The 18,613-nt window shown below is 39.6% G+C and carries 20 protein-coding genes; 14 read left to right on the forward strand and 6 right to left on the reverse strand.

Annotation, left to right across the window (positions count from 1 at the left end):
• Both CXF76_RS04700 and CXF76_RS04705 read left to right on the forward strand, forming a co-directional pair.
• Window positions 1-440, forward strand: a 440-nt coding sequence (locus CXF76_RS04700; protein WP_101163159.1) for a hypothetical protein, incomplete at its 5' end; no start/stop codon positions are given.
• A 117-nt stretch (window positions 441-557) separates the two neighbouring features.
• Complete coding sequence (locus CXF76_RS04705) at window positions 558-1,130, forward strand: hypothetical protein (RefSeq protein ID WP_101163160.1); 573 nt, start codon at window positions 558-560, stop codon at window positions 1,128-1,130.
• 103 nt (window positions 1,131-1,233) lie between these two features.
• Here the strand turns inward: CXF76_RS04705 and CXF76_RS04710 are convergent, their stop codons facing one another.
• The gene (locus tag CXF76_RS04710) at window positions 1,234-1,995 is read right to left on the reverse strand and encodes an alpha/beta hydrolase (protein ID WP_101163161.1); all 762 of its coding nucleotides are present in this window, start codon (window positions 1,993-1,995) and stop codon (window positions 1,234-1,236) included.
• 129 nt (window positions 1,996-2,124) lie between these two features.
• On the opposite strand from CXF76_RS04710, the gene CXF76_RS04715 reads away from it, so the two are divergent.
• A complete protein-coding gene (locus CXF76_RS04715) occupies window positions 2,125-2,448 on the forward strand; it encodes a hypothetical protein (protein ID WP_010555318.1) in 324 nt (107 codons plus the stop codon).
• A gap of 72 nt (window positions 2,449-2,520) precedes the next feature.
• Here the strand turns inward: CXF76_RS04715 and CXF76_RS04720 are convergent, their stop codons facing one another.
• The 3 genes from CXF76_RS04720 to aspS form a co-directional block, all read right to left on the reverse strand.
• Window positions 2,521-3,117, reverse strand: coding sequence for a pentapeptide repeat-containing protein (locus CXF76_RS04720; RefSeq protein ID WP_101163162.1), 597 nt, complete (start codon window positions 3,115-3,117; stop codon window positions 2,521-2,523).
• 16 nt (window positions 3,118-3,133) lie between these two features.
• Window positions 3,134-3,364, reverse strand: a complete 231-nt coding sequence (locus tag CXF76_RS04725) for a hypothetical protein (RefSeq protein ID WP_101163163.1) — start codon at window positions 3,362-3,364, stop codon at window positions 3,134-3,136.
• A gap of 118 nt (window positions 3,365-3,482) precedes the next feature.
• Window positions 3,483-5,261, reverse strand: a complete 1,779-nt coding sequence (aspS, locus tag CXF76_RS04730) for an aspartate--tRNA ligase (protein WP_024591308.1) — start codon at window positions 5,259-5,261, stop codon at window positions 3,483-3,485.
• 247 nt (window positions 5,262-5,508) lie between these two features.
• Here aspS and CXF76_RS04735 point away from each other — a divergent pair, with 247 nt between their 5' ends.
• From CXF76_RS04735 to CXF76_RS04760, 6 genes are all read left to right on the forward strand, one after another.
• Window positions 5,509-6,357 carry a DUF72 domain-containing protein gene (locus tag CXF76_RS04735; protein ID WP_024608392.1) on the forward strand — a complete coding sequence of 283 codons (849 nt, stop codon included), beginning with the start codon at window positions 5,509-5,511 and terminating at the stop codon, window positions 6,355-6,357.
• 24 nt (window positions 6,358-6,381) lie between these two features.
• The gene (locus CXF76_RS04740) at window positions 6,382-6,882 is read left to right on the forward strand and encodes a M48 metallopeptidase family protein (RefSeq protein ID WP_024608393.1); all 501 of its coding nucleotides are present in this window, start codon (window positions 6,382-6,384) and stop codon (window positions 6,880-6,882) included.
• A 232-nt stretch (window positions 6,883-7,114) separates the two neighbouring features.
• On the forward strand, window positions 7,115-9,298 hold the full coding sequence (locus CXF76_RS04745; RefSeq protein ID WP_198551848.1) for a YHYH protein: 2,184 nt from the start codon (window positions 7,115-7,117) through the stop codon (window positions 9,296-9,298).
• Window positions 9,299-9,335: 37 nt separating this feature from the next.
• Window positions 9,336-9,842, forward strand: coding sequence for a hypothetical protein (locus CXF76_RS04750; RefSeq protein WP_101163164.1), 507 nt, complete (start codon window positions 9,336-9,338; stop codon window positions 9,840-9,842).
• Between the two features lie 221 nt (window positions 9,843-10,063).
• Window positions 10,064-11,422 (forward strand): ATP-binding protein, encoded by a 1,359-nt coding sequence (locus CXF76_RS04755; RefSeq protein WP_232785098.1) that lies wholly within the window; start codon window positions 10,064-10,066, stop codon window positions 11,420-11,422.
• 4 nt (window positions 11,423-11,426) lie between these two features.
• Window positions 11,427-12,104, forward strand: coding sequence for a response regulator (locus CXF76_RS04760; RefSeq protein ID WP_101163166.1), 678 nt, complete (start codon window positions 11,427-11,429; stop codon window positions 12,102-12,104).
• 148 nt (window positions 12,105-12,252) lie between these two features.
• On the opposite strand, the gene CXF76_RS04765 is transcribed toward CXF76_RS04760, so the two are convergent.
• The gene (locus tag CXF76_RS04765; RefSeq protein WP_101163167.1) at window positions 12,253-12,942 is read right to left on the reverse strand and encodes a DUF3334 family protein; all 690 of its coding nucleotides are present in this window, start codon (window positions 12,940-12,942) and stop codon (window positions 12,253-12,255) included.
• 116 nt (window positions 12,943-13,058) lie between these two features.
• On the opposite strand from CXF76_RS04765, the gene cmoA reads away from it, so the two are divergent.
• The 5 genes from cmoA to CXF76_RS04790 all read left to right on the forward strand — a co-directional run bounded on the left by cmoA (window position 13,059) and on the right by CXF76_RS04790 (window position 17,406).
• Window positions 13,059-13,784, forward strand: coding sequence for a carboxy-S-adenosyl-L-methionine synthase CmoA (gene cmoA, locus CXF76_RS04770; protein WP_101163168.1), 726 nt, complete (start codon window positions 13,059-13,061; stop codon window positions 13,782-13,784).
• A gap of 12 nt (window positions 13,785-13,796) precedes the next feature.
• Window positions 13,797-14,765, forward strand: a complete 969-nt coding sequence (cmoB, locus tag CXF76_RS04775; protein WP_101163169.1) for a tRNA 5-methoxyuridine(34)/uridine 5-oxyacetic acid(34) synthase CmoB — start codon at window positions 13,797-13,799, stop codon at window positions 14,763-14,765.
• A gap of 190 nt (window positions 14,766-14,955) precedes the next feature.
• Window positions 14,956-16,008, forward strand: coding sequence for a phosphoribosylformylglycinamidine cyclo-ligase (purM, locus tag CXF76_RS04780; RefSeq protein WP_101163170.1), 1,053 nt, complete (start codon window positions 14,956-14,958; stop codon window positions 16,006-16,008).
• Window positions 16,008-16,655, forward strand: coding sequence for a phosphoribosylglycinamide formyltransferase (gene purN, locus CXF76_RS04785; RefSeq protein ID WP_101163171.1), 648 nt, complete (start codon window positions 16,008-16,010; stop codon window positions 16,653-16,655). The genes purM and purN overlap by 1 nt, the downstream gene beginning before the upstream one ends.
• Before the next feature lie 16 nt (window positions 16,656-16,671).
• The gene (locus CXF76_RS04790) at window positions 16,672-17,406 is read left to right on the forward strand and encodes a DUF3108 domain-containing protein (protein WP_024591315.1); all 735 of its coding nucleotides are present in this window, start codon (window positions 16,672-16,674) and stop codon (window positions 17,404-17,406) included.
• 309 nt (window positions 17,407-17,715) lie between these two features.
• Here CXF76_RS04790 and CXF76_RS04795 read toward each other — a convergent pair whose 3' ends face one another.
• A complete protein-coding gene (locus CXF76_RS04795; RefSeq protein ID WP_024591316.1) occupies window positions 17,716-18,480 on the reverse strand; it encodes a class II glutamine amidotransferase in 765 nt (254 codons plus the stop codon).
• Window positions 18,481-18,613 lie beyond the last annotated feature (133 nt).

Here is an 18,613-nt window from a genome sequence, read left to right on the forward strand (position 1 = left end):
ATATAAGACTAGCGAATACTACGCCGTATCAAGTTAAGCTAAGCTCTCTCGCTTTTAATGCACAAGGAATCGATTTAAATTCGATGTATGTATTTGAAGAAAGTAGATACTACGATTTAAAAGAGAATAATTTAGATACAGGTATTTCAGAGCAACCCATACAGGGACGCAGACGTGCCTACAAGCAATTATCATCATTAGAATTCGAGCCACTAGAAGTCAAGTTTATAGAGCTAAAGGGCATAGAAGAGAGGTTTGCATTAGAGCTAGGGAAAAGGTATATGGTGGGAACACTTACTCCATTTGTAAACTTGTACATTAATGGTAAGTTTGCCGATATCATCACAATTAGAACAAACTATTCACTGTTAACTATTCCTACAGAAGATATGGAAATAAAAGAACGACCAATAAAGCAGTTTGCTACGCCACAGGGATAATCTGTAGTAATAATCCACTAACTCTGTTTAGTGGATATGAAGTGAGTTAGGATGATAGTGACAGAACAACTTTGTTATACCGATCATATCTTTTGAAAATGCAGTGCGAGCAGCCCAATGAAAGTTTTAGTAAATATAATATTTTATTTAATTAGTTACTCTACTTTTGCCAACTCTGAAGAGATTATCGAAAGCCCTATTGCTGCATCCTCTTATACATTTTGTCATTTAGATACTAAATGTATCACTAGTATAAGATTGGCGAATACTACGCCTTATCAAGTTAAGCTAAGCTCTCTCGCTTTCGATAAGCAGGGAATCGACTTAAACTCAATGTTTATATATGAAGTGGATGCATACTTCTCATTAAGAGCGGAAAATCCAGGTGCAAAAGTCCCTGAACAACCTATACAAGGACGGCGGCGTGCCCACAAAAAATTATCCTCTATAGAGTTCGAACCGCTTGAAGTAAAGTTTATTGAGCTAAAAGGCATGGAAGAAAGGTTTGCTTTAAACCCTGAAAAAAAATACTTAGTAAGTACGATCACACCGTTCGTCAACTTGTACATTAACGGTAAATTTGCTGATATCATTACCATAAGAACCAGATATTCACTGTTAGCTATTCCTACTGAAGATATGGAAATAAAAGAACGACCAATAAAACAGTTTGCTACACCGCAAGGGTAACCTGCAATAATATACATGCTTTGTTTAATACCACTCAAAATTCTGCGTCAGCTTAAACCTTTATATATCAAGCCAGCTTAAAGTTGGCTTGATTATATCTTGCCTAATTATCTAAAAATCCCTCTACTTCTTTACTCATTCTGTCCACCAGCCATTTTGGCCCGCCATCGTACATATCGTTATGGCGAGATTTTTCTATTAGTGTTTGCTTAACAGGATAAACACCCCGCTCCTCTGCCGTTAATAATACATTCGCATCAGCTGGGTAATCACTACCGCGAAGTGTAAGTACGCGAATGTTTTTATTGCGCGGGATCAACATGCGGCGATGATCGAGCGTAATAATAGTGCTAACTTCGTTTGGATAAATAGAGCCATATAATGCGGAAATATCCCCGCCATTAGAATGCCCAAATAAGGTGAGCTTTGTAAAATCATACGCTGGGTATTTACTCGATAGCTCATTAACTAAAAACTTAAGTGTTACTACGCCACGGTGCCAGTTTTCCATACGAGTGGTTAAGTAAGGCTGCTCACGATTAAGGTCAGGGTCGCTTTTTAGTTCGTGTGCAACGGCTACTGTTAAATATCCACGCTGATTAAACGCATTACTAACAAACGTATATTCATTATGGCTAATTCCGTAGCCCGCATTAATAAACGCTACAGGGCATTTTACTTGCTCAGTACACTTAGCATTGTTACTTGGTAATGTAATATTGATAGGAATAGTGCGATCGCGGCTTTGATCAGTTATAACGCCATCGTTTGCATAGCTTGTTGCGCCTATTACTGATGTGCTTATAACTGATGTACTTAGAGCTAGTGCGCTTAATATAAAAAGCTTTTTAAGTGTTTTTTGCATATTTAAATTTATATAAATTATTGTTTTTAATTAAAAATAACTTTTACTTTATAGCTTTGCATTCTCTATTGTCAAACTATGCGATAATAGCCGCCATTGTTTAAATATATTTAGTAAAAGATCCAATAAATGAAATCATACAATAGCATTCAAGAACGTATAGAAATTTTAGAAGACAAATTAACTGCAATACATGACGAAATCGAAACACTAAAAGCACCTGCTAAAAACAACAATGAACGTATTATTTTTAAGTTTATTGAAACAGGCAGCACAGGTAAAACGAAGGATTTTGTTCGTGAGTTAGGTATTAAATCACCGCGTGACGGTTTGTTTTCGTCAGGTGACGTTACAAAACTAATTAAAGATGGCGCTGAAGATATTTCACCTGCGTTATTAGAAATCGCAAGACAGCTTGCCAGTGCACGTAATAAAAATGGCCCAAGCCGTTAATTACCCAGTCACGCAGTATCTAGAAGCCCAGCCAAGCTGTCGCTTCTAGATATGTAATCATATTAAACTAAATTAATCACACAATTCTATATTAAGGCTGGTAAGCAAATTAAGTGCTTCGAAGCGATCAAACTTAGCATTCGCTAAAATATTATTATTCAAATCTATATTAAACGCTGTAGCACCTACAAAATCACATTTTGTTAAGTTAGTTTGAAAAAACTCACTATCGCGAAAATCTGTTCCTGTAAATTCACTACCGCTTAAATCAGCGTGTCTAAAATCAACATTTTTGGCAAAGCAGTGTGTTAGTTTGAGGGCTTTGAGGGTTAATTCAAAAAAAGAACTATTACTGAGCTCGCAATAATTAAAACTCACCGGTGCGTTAATACTAAGCGCTGGCCAATCTACATCAGCCCATTGCAAACTATTTAATTTACAGTGGCTAAAACTTACATTTTCAAGCGAACTGTAGTTCCATTTTAGTGACGATAAATTACAGTTTTTAAAACTGCATTCTATAAACCGGCAATTTTTAAACTGCCCGCCTGAAAAGTCGCAATCGATAAATATACACTCTTCAAACTCAGAGTTTTCAGTTAATTGCTCTGCGTACTGTAAAGCATTAAATTGTTCATCAAAATACTGGTTATTGTTACTTAACAACACAACTCACCTATTAAATTTAACCCGTGTAGCCATTATTTTTAGGTAAATCTTTTTTAAGCGCAAGCACTGCAATAAAAATCAAAGCAAATAGTGGAAATAGCGCTAAACAGCCACCCACAAAAGCTAAAACACCCGGCATAGTACTTTTACGCTTACCTATTTTGTAGCTAATTACAGCAAAAATAGGAATACACAGCACAATAATAAAAACTAAAAACTCACCAAATAAGGTTGCATTGATCGACATAATAATTCCTTTTCATCTGTTCGTTTAAAACACACTCTGCTATAAATTTAACCATAAAAAAACCCTTAAGCATATAACTTAAGGGTTTTTAAATTTAGCTCAAAAAAGCGAAACAAGATTACTCTTCGTTAGGTATCGCTTTTTCTACAACACTTATTGCAAGTTCAGCTAACGAGTCAAGGTTAGGTTTGCTTGGCGCGTTGGTTAATAAACACGACGCTTGTGTTGTTTTAGGGAAAGCAATAACGTCACGAATGTTATCGGTACCACATAAAAGCATTGCTAAACGGTCAAGACCAAATGCTAAACCTGCATGTGGTGGTGTGCCGTATTTAAGTGCATCAAGTAAAAAACCAAACTTGTCTTGTTGCTCTTGCTCGTTAATACCTAAAATTCTAAATGCAGTTTCTTGCATATCTGCATTATGAATACGTACCGAACCGCCACCCACTTCGTAGCCGTTTAATACCATATCGTAGGCATCTGAAATAGCAGCAGCTGGGTTTGCTTCAAGCTCACTGGCGTTAATGTCTTTTGGTGCAGTGAATGGATGATGTACAGCATGTAATGTGCCTTCGTCATCTTCTTCAAACATTGGGAAGTCTACAACCCAAAGTGGTGCCCAGCTATTAAGGTTAGTGATTTCTAAATCAACACCAATCTTAACGCGCAGTGCGCCCATTGCTTCATTTACTGTGTTGCGCTTATCGGCACCAAATAAAATAATATCGCCAGACTGTGCATTAGTACGCTCAAGTAATTTTGTGATTACGTCTTCGCTTAAAAACTTAGCCACTGGTGATTGAACGCCTTCAGCGCCCGCAGTGTGGTCGTTTACTTTCATCCACGCCATGCCTTTAGCGCCGTAAATACCAATAAACTTAGTGTAATCGTCAAGCTGTTTACGAGAAAGCTTAGCGCCACCCGGTACAGTTAACACAGCAACGCGACCTTTTTCGTCGTTAGCCGGACCTGAGAAAACATTAAACTCTACGTCTTTAACTAAATCTGCAACATCAACCAATTTCATTGGGTTACGTAAATCTGGCTTATCAGAACCGTAAAGGCTCATTGCCTCGCTGTAAGGCATGATTGGAAAATCGCCTAAATCAACGTTTAGCAATGTTTGCCACATCTCGCGGATCATTTTTTCAGTCATACCACGTACTTGATCAGAACTCATGAACGAGGTTTCTATATCTATTTGGGTAAATTCTGGTTGACGATCGGCACGTAAATCTTCATCACGGAAACATTTAACAATTTGGTAGTAACGGTCAAAACCCGACATCATCAACAATTGCTTAAATAACTGTGGAGACTGTGGTAAAGCGTAAAAACTACCTTTGTGAACGCGGCTTGGTACTAAATAATCGCGCGCACCTTCTGGCGTTGCTTTAGTAAGTACAGGTGTTTCGATGTCTAAAAAGCCGTTTTCATCTAAAAAGCGACGAACAAAGCTGCTTGCTTTAGCGCGTAATTTAATACGGTCACTCATTTCTAGACGACGTAGGTCTAGGTAGCGGTATTTTAAACGACGCTCTTCAGAGTTTACTTGGTTAAAATCAAGCGGTAATGGCTCAGAGCGGTTAATAATATTAAGCTCTTTACCTAAAATTTCGATCTCCCCTGTTGCCATGTCTTTATTTACTTGGCTGTCTGGGCGTGCGCGAACAATACCTTTTAACTGAACACAAAATTCTTGGCGAAGTGTGTTAGCTGAACTCATTAACTCTTCAATGTCAGAGTCGAATACAACTTGTACTAAACCTTCTCTATCGCGTAAATCGACAAAGATAAGTCCACCAAGGTCACGTCGTTTGTTGATCCAGCCACATAGTTCAACTTCTTGATCTACGTGAGTTTTATTTAGCTGTCCGCAATATATAGAGCGCATAGTTTTCCTGTCAGATAAAAGGCTTAAACGGCTAAACTTATTTGTTTTAAGGCGTGTGATTTAAAAAACAGGTCACCACAATACAAATAAAGCCGCTAGCAATCTAAAAATAATCAAATTAAGCCCTGCATTATACTCAACTAACATTAAGATGCTAGGGCGTGTGCCGCTTTTGCCCCTGAATTTACAGCAGCTTGTTTTGTTATTTGCTACACTATCGCCACTTTATAATAAGGCGCTAGTTTGTATGTTATATATTGGATGCCCGCAGTGGTCGAGTAATGCATGGAAAGGCAATTTATTTTCAAGCCAATGTAAAAACGCCGATATGCTTAGCCAATACGCACAACACTTTAACTCTGTTGAAGGCAATACCAGCTTTTACGCTGATCCTGCGCCAAGCACCGTATTGCGCTGGGCAAACAGCGTACCCGACGATTTTAAATTTACTTTTAAGTTTAATCGTCGCTTTAGCCACGAGCTGCACCTAACTAATGTTCAAACCGAGCTTACTGATTGGCTTAACTTATTCTCCCCTATTTTAGAAAAAACTGGGCAAATCATGCTGCAATTACCTAAAGCATTTGGCCCTGGTGACTTACCCAAACTCGCCCAATTTATTAGCCTATTACCAAAAGAGGTTAATTACGGTGTAGAGGTACGTCATACTGCGTTTTTTCAAAAGGGCGAAGCCGAAATAGCGCTTAATCAGTTATTAATGGCAAACAACATAAATCGCATATCGATGGATACTCGCGCCCTCTTTGCGGTAAAACCAACAACCGAAGCGCTAATAGATGCACAGCAAAAAAAGCCGCATTTACCCGTGCATGCCATTGCTACAAGCACACAACCCATGGCGCGCTTTGTTATCGCCGATTTACAAAACGACTATAAACCCTTTTATAAACCGTGGCTGAGTAAAGTAAAACAATGGCTTGATGAAGGAAAAACGCCTTATGTGTTTTTTCATACGGCAGATAACCGAGAAGCACCTTTATTAGCAAGGCAGTTTTGTAAGGACCTTGGTTATAATCACAAAGCATTAAACCCATTTACTGGCGAAAAAGAAGCCCACCAGCAAGCACTTTTCTAAAAGTAAAACGACAGAGAAATAATAATGAGTGAATACGCACGTTACTTTACCGGCTACCCAGCTAACATTGTTGAGCAAGTATTAAACCTTATAAATAACAAAAAGGTATGTGATTACTTACTTAAAAAGTACCCGCAAGCACACACTATTACCAGCGATAAACTACTTTATAGTTATGCAACCGAGCTTAAAAAACAGTATTTAAAAAACGCACCACCGTTTGGTCGCGCAGCATTTAAAAAGCAAGGCGATATGGTCACCAACGCACTCGGTACACATACGTATCGAATGCAAGGTAAAACCCGCAAACACGATTTAGCGATAAACAGCGACTTGCTGCGCGCTCCCGAGCCGTTATTAAAAGCGTTAGTGGTACATGAGCTCGCCCACTTTAAAGAAAAAGACCATAACAAAGGCTTTTATCAACTTTGCTGCCATATGGAACCGAGTTACCACCAGCTAGAGTTAGATTTAAGAATTTTTTGTGTGGTAGTCGCAATGGGTGAAAATCCTTATTTAAAATAAGGATTTTAGCGTTATTTAACTGAGTGAAAATAACGCCATGCTTAAGTTAATATTTCCTTTCATGCCCAAGCGCACATACCCAATCTCTTATCCACGTAAGCAGCTCACAACTTAACGACTTGTCGCTTAATAAAAACAAAAAAGTTTAAAACTACATAATTGCCCTACATTTGAGAACTACACTCTTAATAGATAATTCTTTCTATGTACTCTTAATCTTTGGAGTTTTTAAATGATGAAAAATACTCATGCCTTTTTACTCAGTGCACTGTGCTGCTTAACCTTAAGTGCCTGCAACGAGCAAAACAGCCAATCACTTGAACAATCAAAACTCAATGATTTTACTCTAACCAGCTCAAAGGTAAGTGATGGCGGTAACTTGCCTATTACTTATACGTGCGATGGGCAAAGCATTAGCCCTCCACTTAACTGGAGCGGTGCACCTAACACAACCAAATATTATGCGTTAATTATGGATCATAAAGCGCCAGAGGGAATGCATTGGTATTGGACCATGTACAATATTGCCGCCGATAAAACACAAATTAAAGCGGGCGAAACTCTCGGTGAAGTAGGCTCTAATAGCGTAAACGATTTAAACCAATATGCGCCGCCTTGCTCTAAAGGTCCAGGTGAAAAAAGCTATACTTATACTGTGTACGCGTTATCTGCACCAGTTACCTTTAATAGCGATACAAAAGTAGATCGCTCAGCATTACTCGCCGCTGTAAAAGATATTACGCTCGATACTGCAAGTATGACGGTTAAATACTCGCGAAGCGCTAATAGCGCCGAGCAAAAGCCGGATTCAAAACCAACACCAAACGAGCAACCAAAGCCTGACAAATCATATTTAACCGCTAACGTAAAATCACCTCGTTGTGATGCTATTACACAATCAGTAAGTAATGCAGGGTTTGATCAAAGCGTATCTGTTACGTGCGATGAACAATATGCTTATATTGCCTCATCTACTTATCCTGATCATGACGTAATGACTGGTATTACAGGTACTAACGAGCAAATACCTGTTCCAGCTAAAGACTACGGCGCACCTGTAAAGCTAAATCCTAAAAAAGCAAAAACAATAACAACAATTGATGCAGCCGTAGGTGTTGCCGTTAATGGCGTACCAATATATGACTATTCTTCGCAAGGTGAACTGGACGTAAATAGCTACGATGAAAAACACGACACTTTAGCACTCGGACAGTTAGATATATGTGGCGGACACGCAGGACGAGGTGATGACTACCATTATCATATATCGCCAACGTGTATGATAGACACAATGAAAAACCAATCAAGCGATGCCATTATTGGTTGGGCTTACGATGGTTACCCGCTGTATAGCAATAAAAACCCAGACGGCAGTGCAATTGCCAAAGGTGACCTTGATATATGTAACGGACAAACCGACGACACATTTGGCTATCGCTACCAAACATCAGCTACACCGCCGTATATTATTCAGTGCTTAGTAGGTGAAGTAGATACCGCAAAATTACCAAGAGTGTCACCACTGAGTGGCGATACTCAAGGTATAAGAGCCTCCTTGCGCCCGCCACAAGGAGGCGTTGAAAACTTAACGCACACAATCTCTGAAAACGGCAGCCGTACAATGAGCTACTCATACAAAGGCGAAAGCTACTTTACTACCTACAGCCCTGCATCACAGGGAAAAGACTGCTATAGCTTTAAACAAAAAACCATCAGTAATGGTGGCAAAGTTCAAACAGGTACATTTTGTAGAGGTCCGCAACCAAATCACCTTACTCCTACAGTCACTAAGCAAAATACAAATTCTGCCATTACAGGCAAGCATAACTTAAAGCTAGAAGCATGGGCTGATAACTGGTTTACAGCCTACATAGGCGAGCAGTTACTTGTTGAAGATTCTGTGCCTATAACCACAGAGCGTTCATTTAATGCACAAAGCATTACGTTTTCTGCAAACTACCCTATTGAGCTTAATTTAATAATTAAAGACTTTAAGCAAAACGACACTGGGCTTGAATACATCGGTGCTAAAAATCAGCAAATGGGTGATGGCGGTTTCATTATGCAACTTACCGACACCGATACAAATAAAGTAGTTGCCGTAAGCGATCAAAGCTTTAAATGCGAAATACTTCACAAAGCGCCGCTTAACAAATTATGCGAAAGCGAATCAAACCCTGTCGCAGGCGAAGGTGTTTGTACATTTATGTCAAAAGAAGCGCCAACTAACTGGCTGCAAAGTAACTTTGATAACGCAAACTGGGCTAATGCAGTAGAGCACAACTTTGCCGATGTAGGACCAAAAGACGGTTACGACGATATTAACTGGGATGAAAATGCAAAGTTCATATGGGGCGAAGACTTAGAAACCGACAACACCCTTATTTGTAAAGCAACTATTGAGCAACCTCAATAAACAAAAAGGTCAACCGCCTCAATAAAAGGTAGTAATTATGTATTTTTTAAAAAAATTAAAATGGCTAATGCTAGCGTGTATTTTAACAAGTATGAGCGCTCAAGTGAGCGCCCATGTATTAAAAAACACAACAGCCCAAGTGATTTTAAGAGACGGGCAAGTTGAGGTTAAAGTATTAACTAATGCTGAGCATTTAACTTCAGCGCTGCAAAGCGAGCAAGCATGGCTTATGGGCGACATTGATAAGCTTATGTCTACAAACTTAAGTGCAGAGCAACAAGAAGTGTTTGTAAAAAATGCACTTAAACAAAAAACGAGCTTACGTATAAATCAGCAAGTAATCGTGTTCGAACGCGTCGCTTTTACCACCAGCAGCAACGAAGCGCACGACCTAGAAATTGCTTTTCAAGCGAAGCACACATTTACAACAGTGGATGAGCTTGCTATATCGTTCCCTAAGAGTTTAGGTGCAGTACACGCAAGCTTTGTAAAACCACAATATAAGTTACTGGGTGCTGGCGATACCGCAAAAATAAAGTTCTAGTCCAAATATCAACATACCTAAAAAGCTTACTTAAAAAGGATTTTAGTAAGCAACTCCCTAAATACGCTAATTGTAGGCACATAATCAATATGCAATACTGCTTGGTACGTTAACACATGATTTTTACTATTTGCCAATCAGTGAAATTAATACATAAATTCTTTTTAGCTTTTTTTATCACTAATATCGCCCTTGTTGGACTTATGTTTGTGTTTATATACATGACCTTTTCGTCAGGGTTTAACGACTTTGTTGAACAAGAAGAAACAAAGCATGTAGCAATGGTGAAGCAGCAACTTATTGAGCTTTATAGCGAATTAGGCAGTTGGCAACCCATTACGCAAAACACACAATTATGGCGCTCTATTGTTGAGCCACAAAAAAAGCCAGGCGAGCCTGAAACGAATAAACACACAAGCACCCCACCCAAACCAAATAACAGTAAAGCAACGCCCTCTTTATTGTGGGTACACTTACCTGCGGGTTCCCTTAAAACAGGGCAACGTATAAGTTTATATGATCAAAATAAAAAAGTTGTTGTTGGTAGAGCTAATTTAAACGACAACCCACATATAGAGCCTATTTTATTAAACAATAACGTTATAGGCTGGATAGGTTTAGTCCCTTCAAAACTTGTGCAAAGTAGCCCAGCAAAAGCATTTTTAGCAGCGCAATTTCATAACTATTTTATGATCACATTACTCGTTATTGCGCTCGCATTTATTATGGCTATTGTGTTGTCTCGACATTTAATAAAACCAATAAAGCAAATAGTGACTGGCGCCGATGAGTTAACAAAAGGAAATTTTGCCAGCAGAATATCCTCCTCTAGTAAAGATGAGCTAGGTACTCTATCCAACAACTTTAACGCCTTAGCCCACACGCTTGAGCAAAACCAACAAATGCGATTTCAATGGGTGTCAGACACATCCCACGAATTAAGAACCCCACTTACCGTACTACGTTCGCACTTGTTAGCTGTGCAAGATGGTGTATTTACAGCCGACACAAAGCGCATTAGTTTACTCATAAACCAAGTAGATAACTTAAGTCACATTGTTGACGACCTAGCCCTGCTAGCACAAACAGATAGCGTTAATTTAACCTATAACAATGCACACATTGATTTAATTAATATTTTTGAGCAATCAATTGAAAACTACACCGCTCGCTTTAAAGAGCGTGAATTAAATGTAGACAGCAAAAGCTTAACCAAAGCCGGTAAATGTATAATAAATGGCGATAAAGAACGCCTTGTACAATTATTTTCAAACCTGTTAGAAAATACCTGTAGATACACGCATAAAGGTGGGCAAGTAATAATACTTGCCAACAAAACACCTAATAACATTGAGCTTATTTTACAAGACTCAGCCCCAAGTGTTTTACCAAACGACTTACAAAAATTGTTTGAGCGTTTTTATCGCGTTGAAAAATCTCGAAACCGAGAGCACGGCGGCTCGGGCTTAGGGCTTGCACTTTGCAAACAAATAGTAGAGGCACATGGCGGTCAAATATCGTTGCACAACTCACCACTCGGTGGGCTAGAGGTAAAAATAACGCTGACACTTTTAGGTTAAAATAATGGCATCACAAAAAATACTTATCGTTGAAGACGAAGAAAACATTGCAGAAGTACTTATTGCCTACGCTAAGCAACAAGATTACGAGACTGAGCACTTTAATAGCGGCAAAGGTGTAGTTAGTTTTGTAAAACAAAACGCAGTAGATTTAATACTTCTTGATTTAATGCTGCCAGATGTTGATGGCATAGAGCTATGTAAGCAAATTAGAACCTTTTCAAGTGTGCCTATTATTATGCTTACCGCAAAAAGTGAAGAAATAGACCGCTTACTGGGTTTAGAGCTCGGCGCCGATGACTACATATGCAAACCTTTCAGCCCTAAAGAAGTTATAGCGCGCATAAAAGCCGTACTAAGAAGAACCAGCCAGCCTAAAACCAACATCATCAATCATAATAATTTTCAATTACACAAAGACGATTACGATGCCCGCCTAAACGGCAAAAGCATTGGCTTTACCGCCGTCGAGTTTAAAATATTTTTATTATTTATAAGCCACGTAGGTCGTGTTTTTACCCGCGAAGATATTATTAATAACGTATACAGCGACACAACCGACATATCCGACCGCAACATTGATACACACATTAAAAATATACGAAAAAAGATTAACGACATTCAAGCAGGACTAAACCCAATAGCAGCGGTTTATAGTGTGGGTTATAAGTTTAAAGAGTAGGTTTACTTATTCAAATAAAGCTAACATGACGAAAAAGCGCGATATAAATCGCGCTTTTATTTTAATCACTAACCCGAACACTCATAACTAAAGATTAATAGCTGAGCAGTCGTTGGGTTTCGCTTCGCTCTACCCAACCTACATATAATTAAAGTCCTAAGCCTGCCATAAAGTCGTCATCGGCATCGTCTTGCACAACGTCTTTAGCCTTTGCGCTTTCTTTTTCAGCCTTCTTTTTAGCTTCGTTTTCAATTATGTCATCTGGATCAAGTGCTTCTGCAATATCAAAGTCGTGTAATTTAATGAACTCTGTTTTATCCATCGCTAATTCCAAGTAAAAGATATTTTGTTTACTTGTGGTAAATGTTACGCGGCGGGCTTGCGGGCGATCCATCGTGGTATCTACCGATATTTGCACTTGCTTATTTATTGCCATCATTTTTGGCTGGTTTTGCGTAATAGACGTATGCAATTGCTCGCGCACTTTAGACGTAAAGTCGCCAACAATTTGATTCATCAACTCGCCTAGTACGTTTGATACGTCGTCTGATAAATGGCTATGCGCTATTTCATCTTCTGGCATTCCCATGTTGCGCATGTAATCGCCATAAATTTCCATCGCCGCTTGCGAAGTAAAGTTGGTAATTACAAGCCCTGTAAAACCGCCGTCAAATAAAACAAAGCAGCCAATATCTGGTCGCATACATGTACGTGTTATTTTTTGCACCATGGCTGAGTAGCTAATACCATTACCACTGGCTGAAGTGAGTACGCCTGTCACTGAATGACAAAGGGTTGCTAATATATCGTCTGTGCTGATGACCTTACTTTTGCTCATTTAATCTTCTCTTTTATACTTATTATTCATAATTCTAGTCAAGCTACTGAATTTATCACTGACTATCCAGTATAAAATGTTAAAATAGCGCCATTATTTACAAAGAGACTGCCTTCGTGACCATAAAAGACAGTATTTATGCCTCTGAGCAACAAGTAAAAGATTTTAGCTTTGACCAAAATGTAGTCGAAGTTTTTCCAGATATGATTCAGCGCTCGGTACCGGGCTACGCAACGATTGTCAGTACAATGGGTAAACTTGCCGGTGAGTACGCACAAAGTAACTCAAATCTTTATGATTTAGGCTGCTCACTTGGCGCAGTAACACTTAGCATGCGACGAAATATTCGCACCGATAACTGCCATATAATAGCGGTAGATAATTCTCAAGCTATGGTTGAGCGTTGTAAGGTACATTTACAAGGTTTTAAATCAGATGTGCCTGTTACTGTTACTTTAGGCGATATTAACGAGCTTGAGATTCAAAACGCCTCAGTAGTAGCAATGAACTTTACGCTGCAGTTTATTCCACACGCACAGCGCCAAGCCGTGCTTGCAAAAATATACGCTAACTTAAAGCCCGGTGGCGTGCTGCTACTTAGCGAAAAAATTAAAGCTGAAAACGAGCAATGCGACAATTTATTGATTGATTTGCACCACGACTTTAAACGACACAATGGTTACTCTGAGCTTGAAATAAGCCAAAAGCGTACCGCCATCGAAAACGTTATGCGCCCAGATACACTAAGCGCTCACTTTACTCGCTTACAAGATATTGGTTTTAGCCAAACTCAAGTGTGGTATCAATGTTTTAATTTTTGCTCAATGGTAGCAATTAAATAAAGAGAGTCATCCATGTCTCAATGGTTTAACCAATTTTACGCATCTATCGCACAAAGCCCACTTAGTCATTGGCTAGAAACCTTGCCTGCACAATTAAAACATTGGCAAAACGAGGCTAGCCACGGTGATTTACCTAAATGGCAAAAAGTACTTAAAAACTTGCCTGAGGTGGCAACTTCGCACGTTGATATTTCTACTAAGGTAGAAATTGGCGCACCAGGGGAGATGAGTGATGGCGAGCAAAAGCAAGCCATGCATTTATTAAAACGCATGATGCCATGGCGCAAAGGCCCATTTAGTGTGCACGGAATTGAAATAGACACAGAGTGGCGCAGTGATTGGAAGTGGGACAGACTCCTACCTCATATTGAGCCATTAAAAGGCCGCACCATTTTAGATATTGGTTGTGGCTCTGGTTATCATTTATGGCGTATGCGCGGTGAAGGCGCAGAGTTTGTAGTGGGTATTGATCCGTCTGATTTATTTTTATGTCAGTTTCAGGCAATTAAACACTACAACCCAGACGAAAACGTGCATTTACTGCCACTAGGCGTTGAAGCATTACCTGAACTTAAAGCGTTTGATACGGTTTTTTCGATGGGCGTACTTTATCATCGTCGCTCACCTATCGACTTTTTAGCACAGTTAAAAGCGCAGCTTCGCCCAGGCGGCGAACTCGTACTTGAAACGCTAGTAATTGAAGGTGATGAAAACACAGTATTAGTCCCTACCGACCGCTACGCTAAAATGCGCAACGTTTGGTTTATTCCAAGTACTGCAGCATTAAAACTGTGGATGGAACGCGTTGGCTTTAAAGATGTGCAAATAAAAGATTGCGCTATTACCACGCTTGAAGAGCAACGCAAAACCGATTGGATGGAAAACGAATCGTTAATCGACTTTTTAGATCCAAACGATACAAGTAAAACAATTGAAGGCTACCCCGCTCCACTTCGAGCCATATTAACCGCAAAAGCATAGCTGTTAATTTAACGCCTTTAATACTAAAAAAACGCCTACGGGCGTTTTTTTGTTTATTTAAACAACAGACAGCGGACAAGTGTCCTTGTTAATTATTTCAAAATTACATTTGAGCTAGCCGCGACCTTGCAATTGTTGTAAAATACGCGCGTTTCTAAGCAACCCAAAACAACTATTTTGAGGAAAACCTGTGAGCGAACAAAAACAGTCTCTAAGCTATAAAGACGCGGGCGTAGATATCGACGCTGGTAATGCACTTGTTGAGCGTATTAAAGGCGTAGTTAAAAAAACTCGTCGTCCTGAAGTAATGGGCGGAATTGGTGGTTTTGGCGCACTTTGCGAAATTCCTGAAGGCTACAAGCAACCAGTATTAGTTGCAGGTACAGATGGCGTTGGTACTAAACTACGTTTAGCAATCGACTTAAAAAAACACGATACTGTTGGTATTGATTTAGTTGCAATGTGTGTAAACGACTTAATTGTTCAAGGTGCTGAACCCCTGTTTTTTCTAGATTACTATGCAACTGGTAAACTAGATATAGACACAGCAGCTGACGTAGTTACAGGTATTGGCAAAGGTTGTGAAATTTCAGGTTGTGCCCTAATTGGTGGCGAAACAGCTGAGATGCCAGGTATGTATGATGGTGAAGACTACGACATGGCAGGCTTTTGTACAGGCGTTGTAGAAAAATCTAAAATTATTGATGGCACAAAAGTAGCAGCAGGCGATCAGCTTATTGCACTTGCTTCAAGTGGTCCTCATTCAAATGGCTTCTCTTTAATTCGTAAAGTACTTGAAGTGTCAAAAGCTGATACCAGCGCTGACTTTGAAGGTAAAACTTTAGGCGAAACTTTACTTGAGCCTACTCGTATTTACGTAAAACCTTTACTTGAGTTATTCAAAAACGTTGACGTACATGCGCTTTCGCATATTACTGGCGGCGGTTTTTGGGAAAACATTCCACGCGTATTACCCGCTTCAGCAAAAGCTGTAGTTAAAGGTGATAGCTGGCAGTGGCCACCTATTTTTAACTGGTTACAAGAAAACGGTAATATTACTACACACGAAATGTACCGTACATTTAACTGTGGTGTAGGTATGGTTTTAGTAGTTCCTGCAGACAAACTTGAGCAAAGCTTAACAATGCTAAAAGACTTGGGTGAAAATGCATGGCACCTTGGTGAAATTCAAGATGCAGCAGCTGGCGAAGAGCAAGTTGAAATTGTAGGTGGTGCTAAGTAATGGCACCGACTCGTCTGGTAGTTTTAATCTCAGGTAGTGGCTCTAATTTACAAGCCATCATAGATGCCTGCGAACGTGGCGAGATAAACGGACATATAGCGGCTGTTATTAGTAACAAAGCAGACGCTTATGGCCTAGAGCGTGCAAAAAAAGCAGGTATTGCTACAAAAGTGCTCAGTCATAAAGATTTTGACTCGCGCGAAGCGTACGATGCGCGATTAATGAACGTTATCGACTCTTTTATGCCAAATCTAGTTGTATTAGCTGGGTTTATGCGTATTCTTACTCCTGGCTTAGTGCAAAAATATGTTGGAAAAATGTTGAACATTCATCCATCTTTGTTGCCTAAGTATCAGGGGCTGAATACCCACCAAAGAGCAATTGATGCAAAAGACGATGTTCATGGCGTAAGTGTTCACTTTGTTACTGAAGAATTAGACGGCGGTCCCGTTATTCTTCAGGCGCAAATACCTGTACTCAAGGATGATACAGCAGAAACATTAGCAAAACGCGTGCATGAGCAAGAGCATATAATTTATCCTTTGGTGGTCAAGTGGTTCAGTGAACACAGACTTACTATGGAAGCAGATTATGCAGTTCTTGACAAAAAACAACTTCCTGCACACGGCGCGCACTACTCACAATAAAAAAATAAGTGCCCTGTTGTTATGTGCGGGCGCTTTACTTCCAACTAGCCTAATTGCAGGCGAATTGACCCAATATCAAGCTAACTACGATATTTTACGCAAAGGTAAAAATCATGGTGAGGCTGTTCGTGAGCTCAAAAAAATGGGCGACGATACTTATGAACTAACATACCACAGCAATATTGAGTGGATGATTTTCTCTGATTCTCGTGAAGAAACATCAAAGTTTACCTTTAAAGATGGCAAGGTTACCCCGCATCATTACAATATGATCCGCACCGGTACAGGCCCAGATAAAGATTATAAAATTGATTTTGATACAACAAACAAAGTAGTGACTAGCAGCGCTAGCGAATACCCACTTAAATGCGAATGGACTGATGAATTTCAGGATGCTATTTCATACCAAGTGCAAGTGCGCGAAGGATTGAAAAAAGGCGAAACGAGCTTTTCATTCCCGCTTATAGACAAAAAAGGTAACCGCCGCGACTACAACTTTGAAGTTGTTGAAAAAGAGATGATCTCCCTACCTATCGGTAATGTAGAAGCCATTAAAGTAAAACGTTTATACGATAACGATAAACGCCAAGCAATTGCATGGTTTGCGCCAGAAATGGATTACATGCTGGTACGTATGTGGAAAGGCGAAAAAGGTATGGAGCAGTTTGAAGTTCAAATGAATTCATTTACTGTTACATCACCTACAGCTGTTGCGCCTGCAACAGCACAACAACCTCAAGAAGCTAACTAAATTTAATTAAACCAAAGTTAAGCTAGGACCTGTTGACCTTTCAGGATTAAAATTTGTTCAACCTAGGGGCTATTTAATCGCGGCGCGAGGTTTGTAACCTAGTGGGCTAAGTAAAAACCGAGCAACAAAGAGTAAATAGCCCCTAGGCAGAACCCTTCGGACAGCGCATGTTTGGCATTTATGCTACGTTATCGCCTATTTATGGGGAATAACCACACTACATAGGCTCTGCCTTGCCTAAATACCAAACAGTCTGCTGCAAATTTAACCTCGAAAGATAAACAGGTCCTAATATTTAAAATAGGTGGGCTAAATTAGCTCACCCATTTTAAACAATGCAAATTCCCCCGGCTCCATTTTTTGCCAACGCTCATCATTCGTCAAAGGCCTTGTAGCTATAACTGTTACTACATCGTTTGGTGTAGTCTCTTGTTGAAAATCAACCACCATGTCGGCATCAATCAACGTTGCTTTACCAAATGGCGCACGGCGCGTTATGTAATGTAAGTTATTAGTGCAATACGCTAAAACAAACACCCCGTCGGTCAATAACATATTAAACACCCCTTTTTCACGAAGGGTATGCGAAAGCTTAGCGGCGTATCTAAAAACCGACGCCATATTACTTGGACGCTTTGGGTATTTTTCACGAATTTTATCAAGTAACCAACAAAAAGCGAGTTCGCTATCGGTGTTACCTACTGGGCGATAGTACTGCGGTTTTAAATCATGATAATTAGATAGCTGCCCGTTATGAGCGTAAGTAAGCTCGCGCCCCCATAACTCTCGCGTAAAAGGATGAGTATTTTCAAGGCATACTCTCCCGCGGTTACCTTGGCGAATATGGCTAATAACCGAGACACTTTTAATGGGGTATGCTTTGACGAGCTTTGCAATTTCAGATTGATAACTCGGCTCAGGATCTTTAAAGGTTCTACAGCCTTTACCTTCGTAAAATGTAATACCCCAACCATCTTTATGTGGTCCCGTGTTTCCGCCACGCTCTAAAAGGCCTGAAAAACTAAAACAAATATCGGTAGGCACATTGGCTGACATGCCAAGTAATTCACACATTAATAAAATAACCCTTAAAAACCATACATTAAAATAAATAGCGTTATATTTGTGTATTAAGCGTACACTAATTTGCAGCCCGCTATAACGGCTATACTTACTTAAAAAGTGTCATTTTGCTATTAGATTTATT

It is taken from the genome of Pseudoalteromonas sp. 78C3, assembly GCF_002836695.1.
Lineage (GTDB): Bacteria > Pseudomonadota > Gammaproteobacteria > Enterobacterales > Alteromonadaceae > Pseudoalteromonas > Pseudoalteromonas arctica.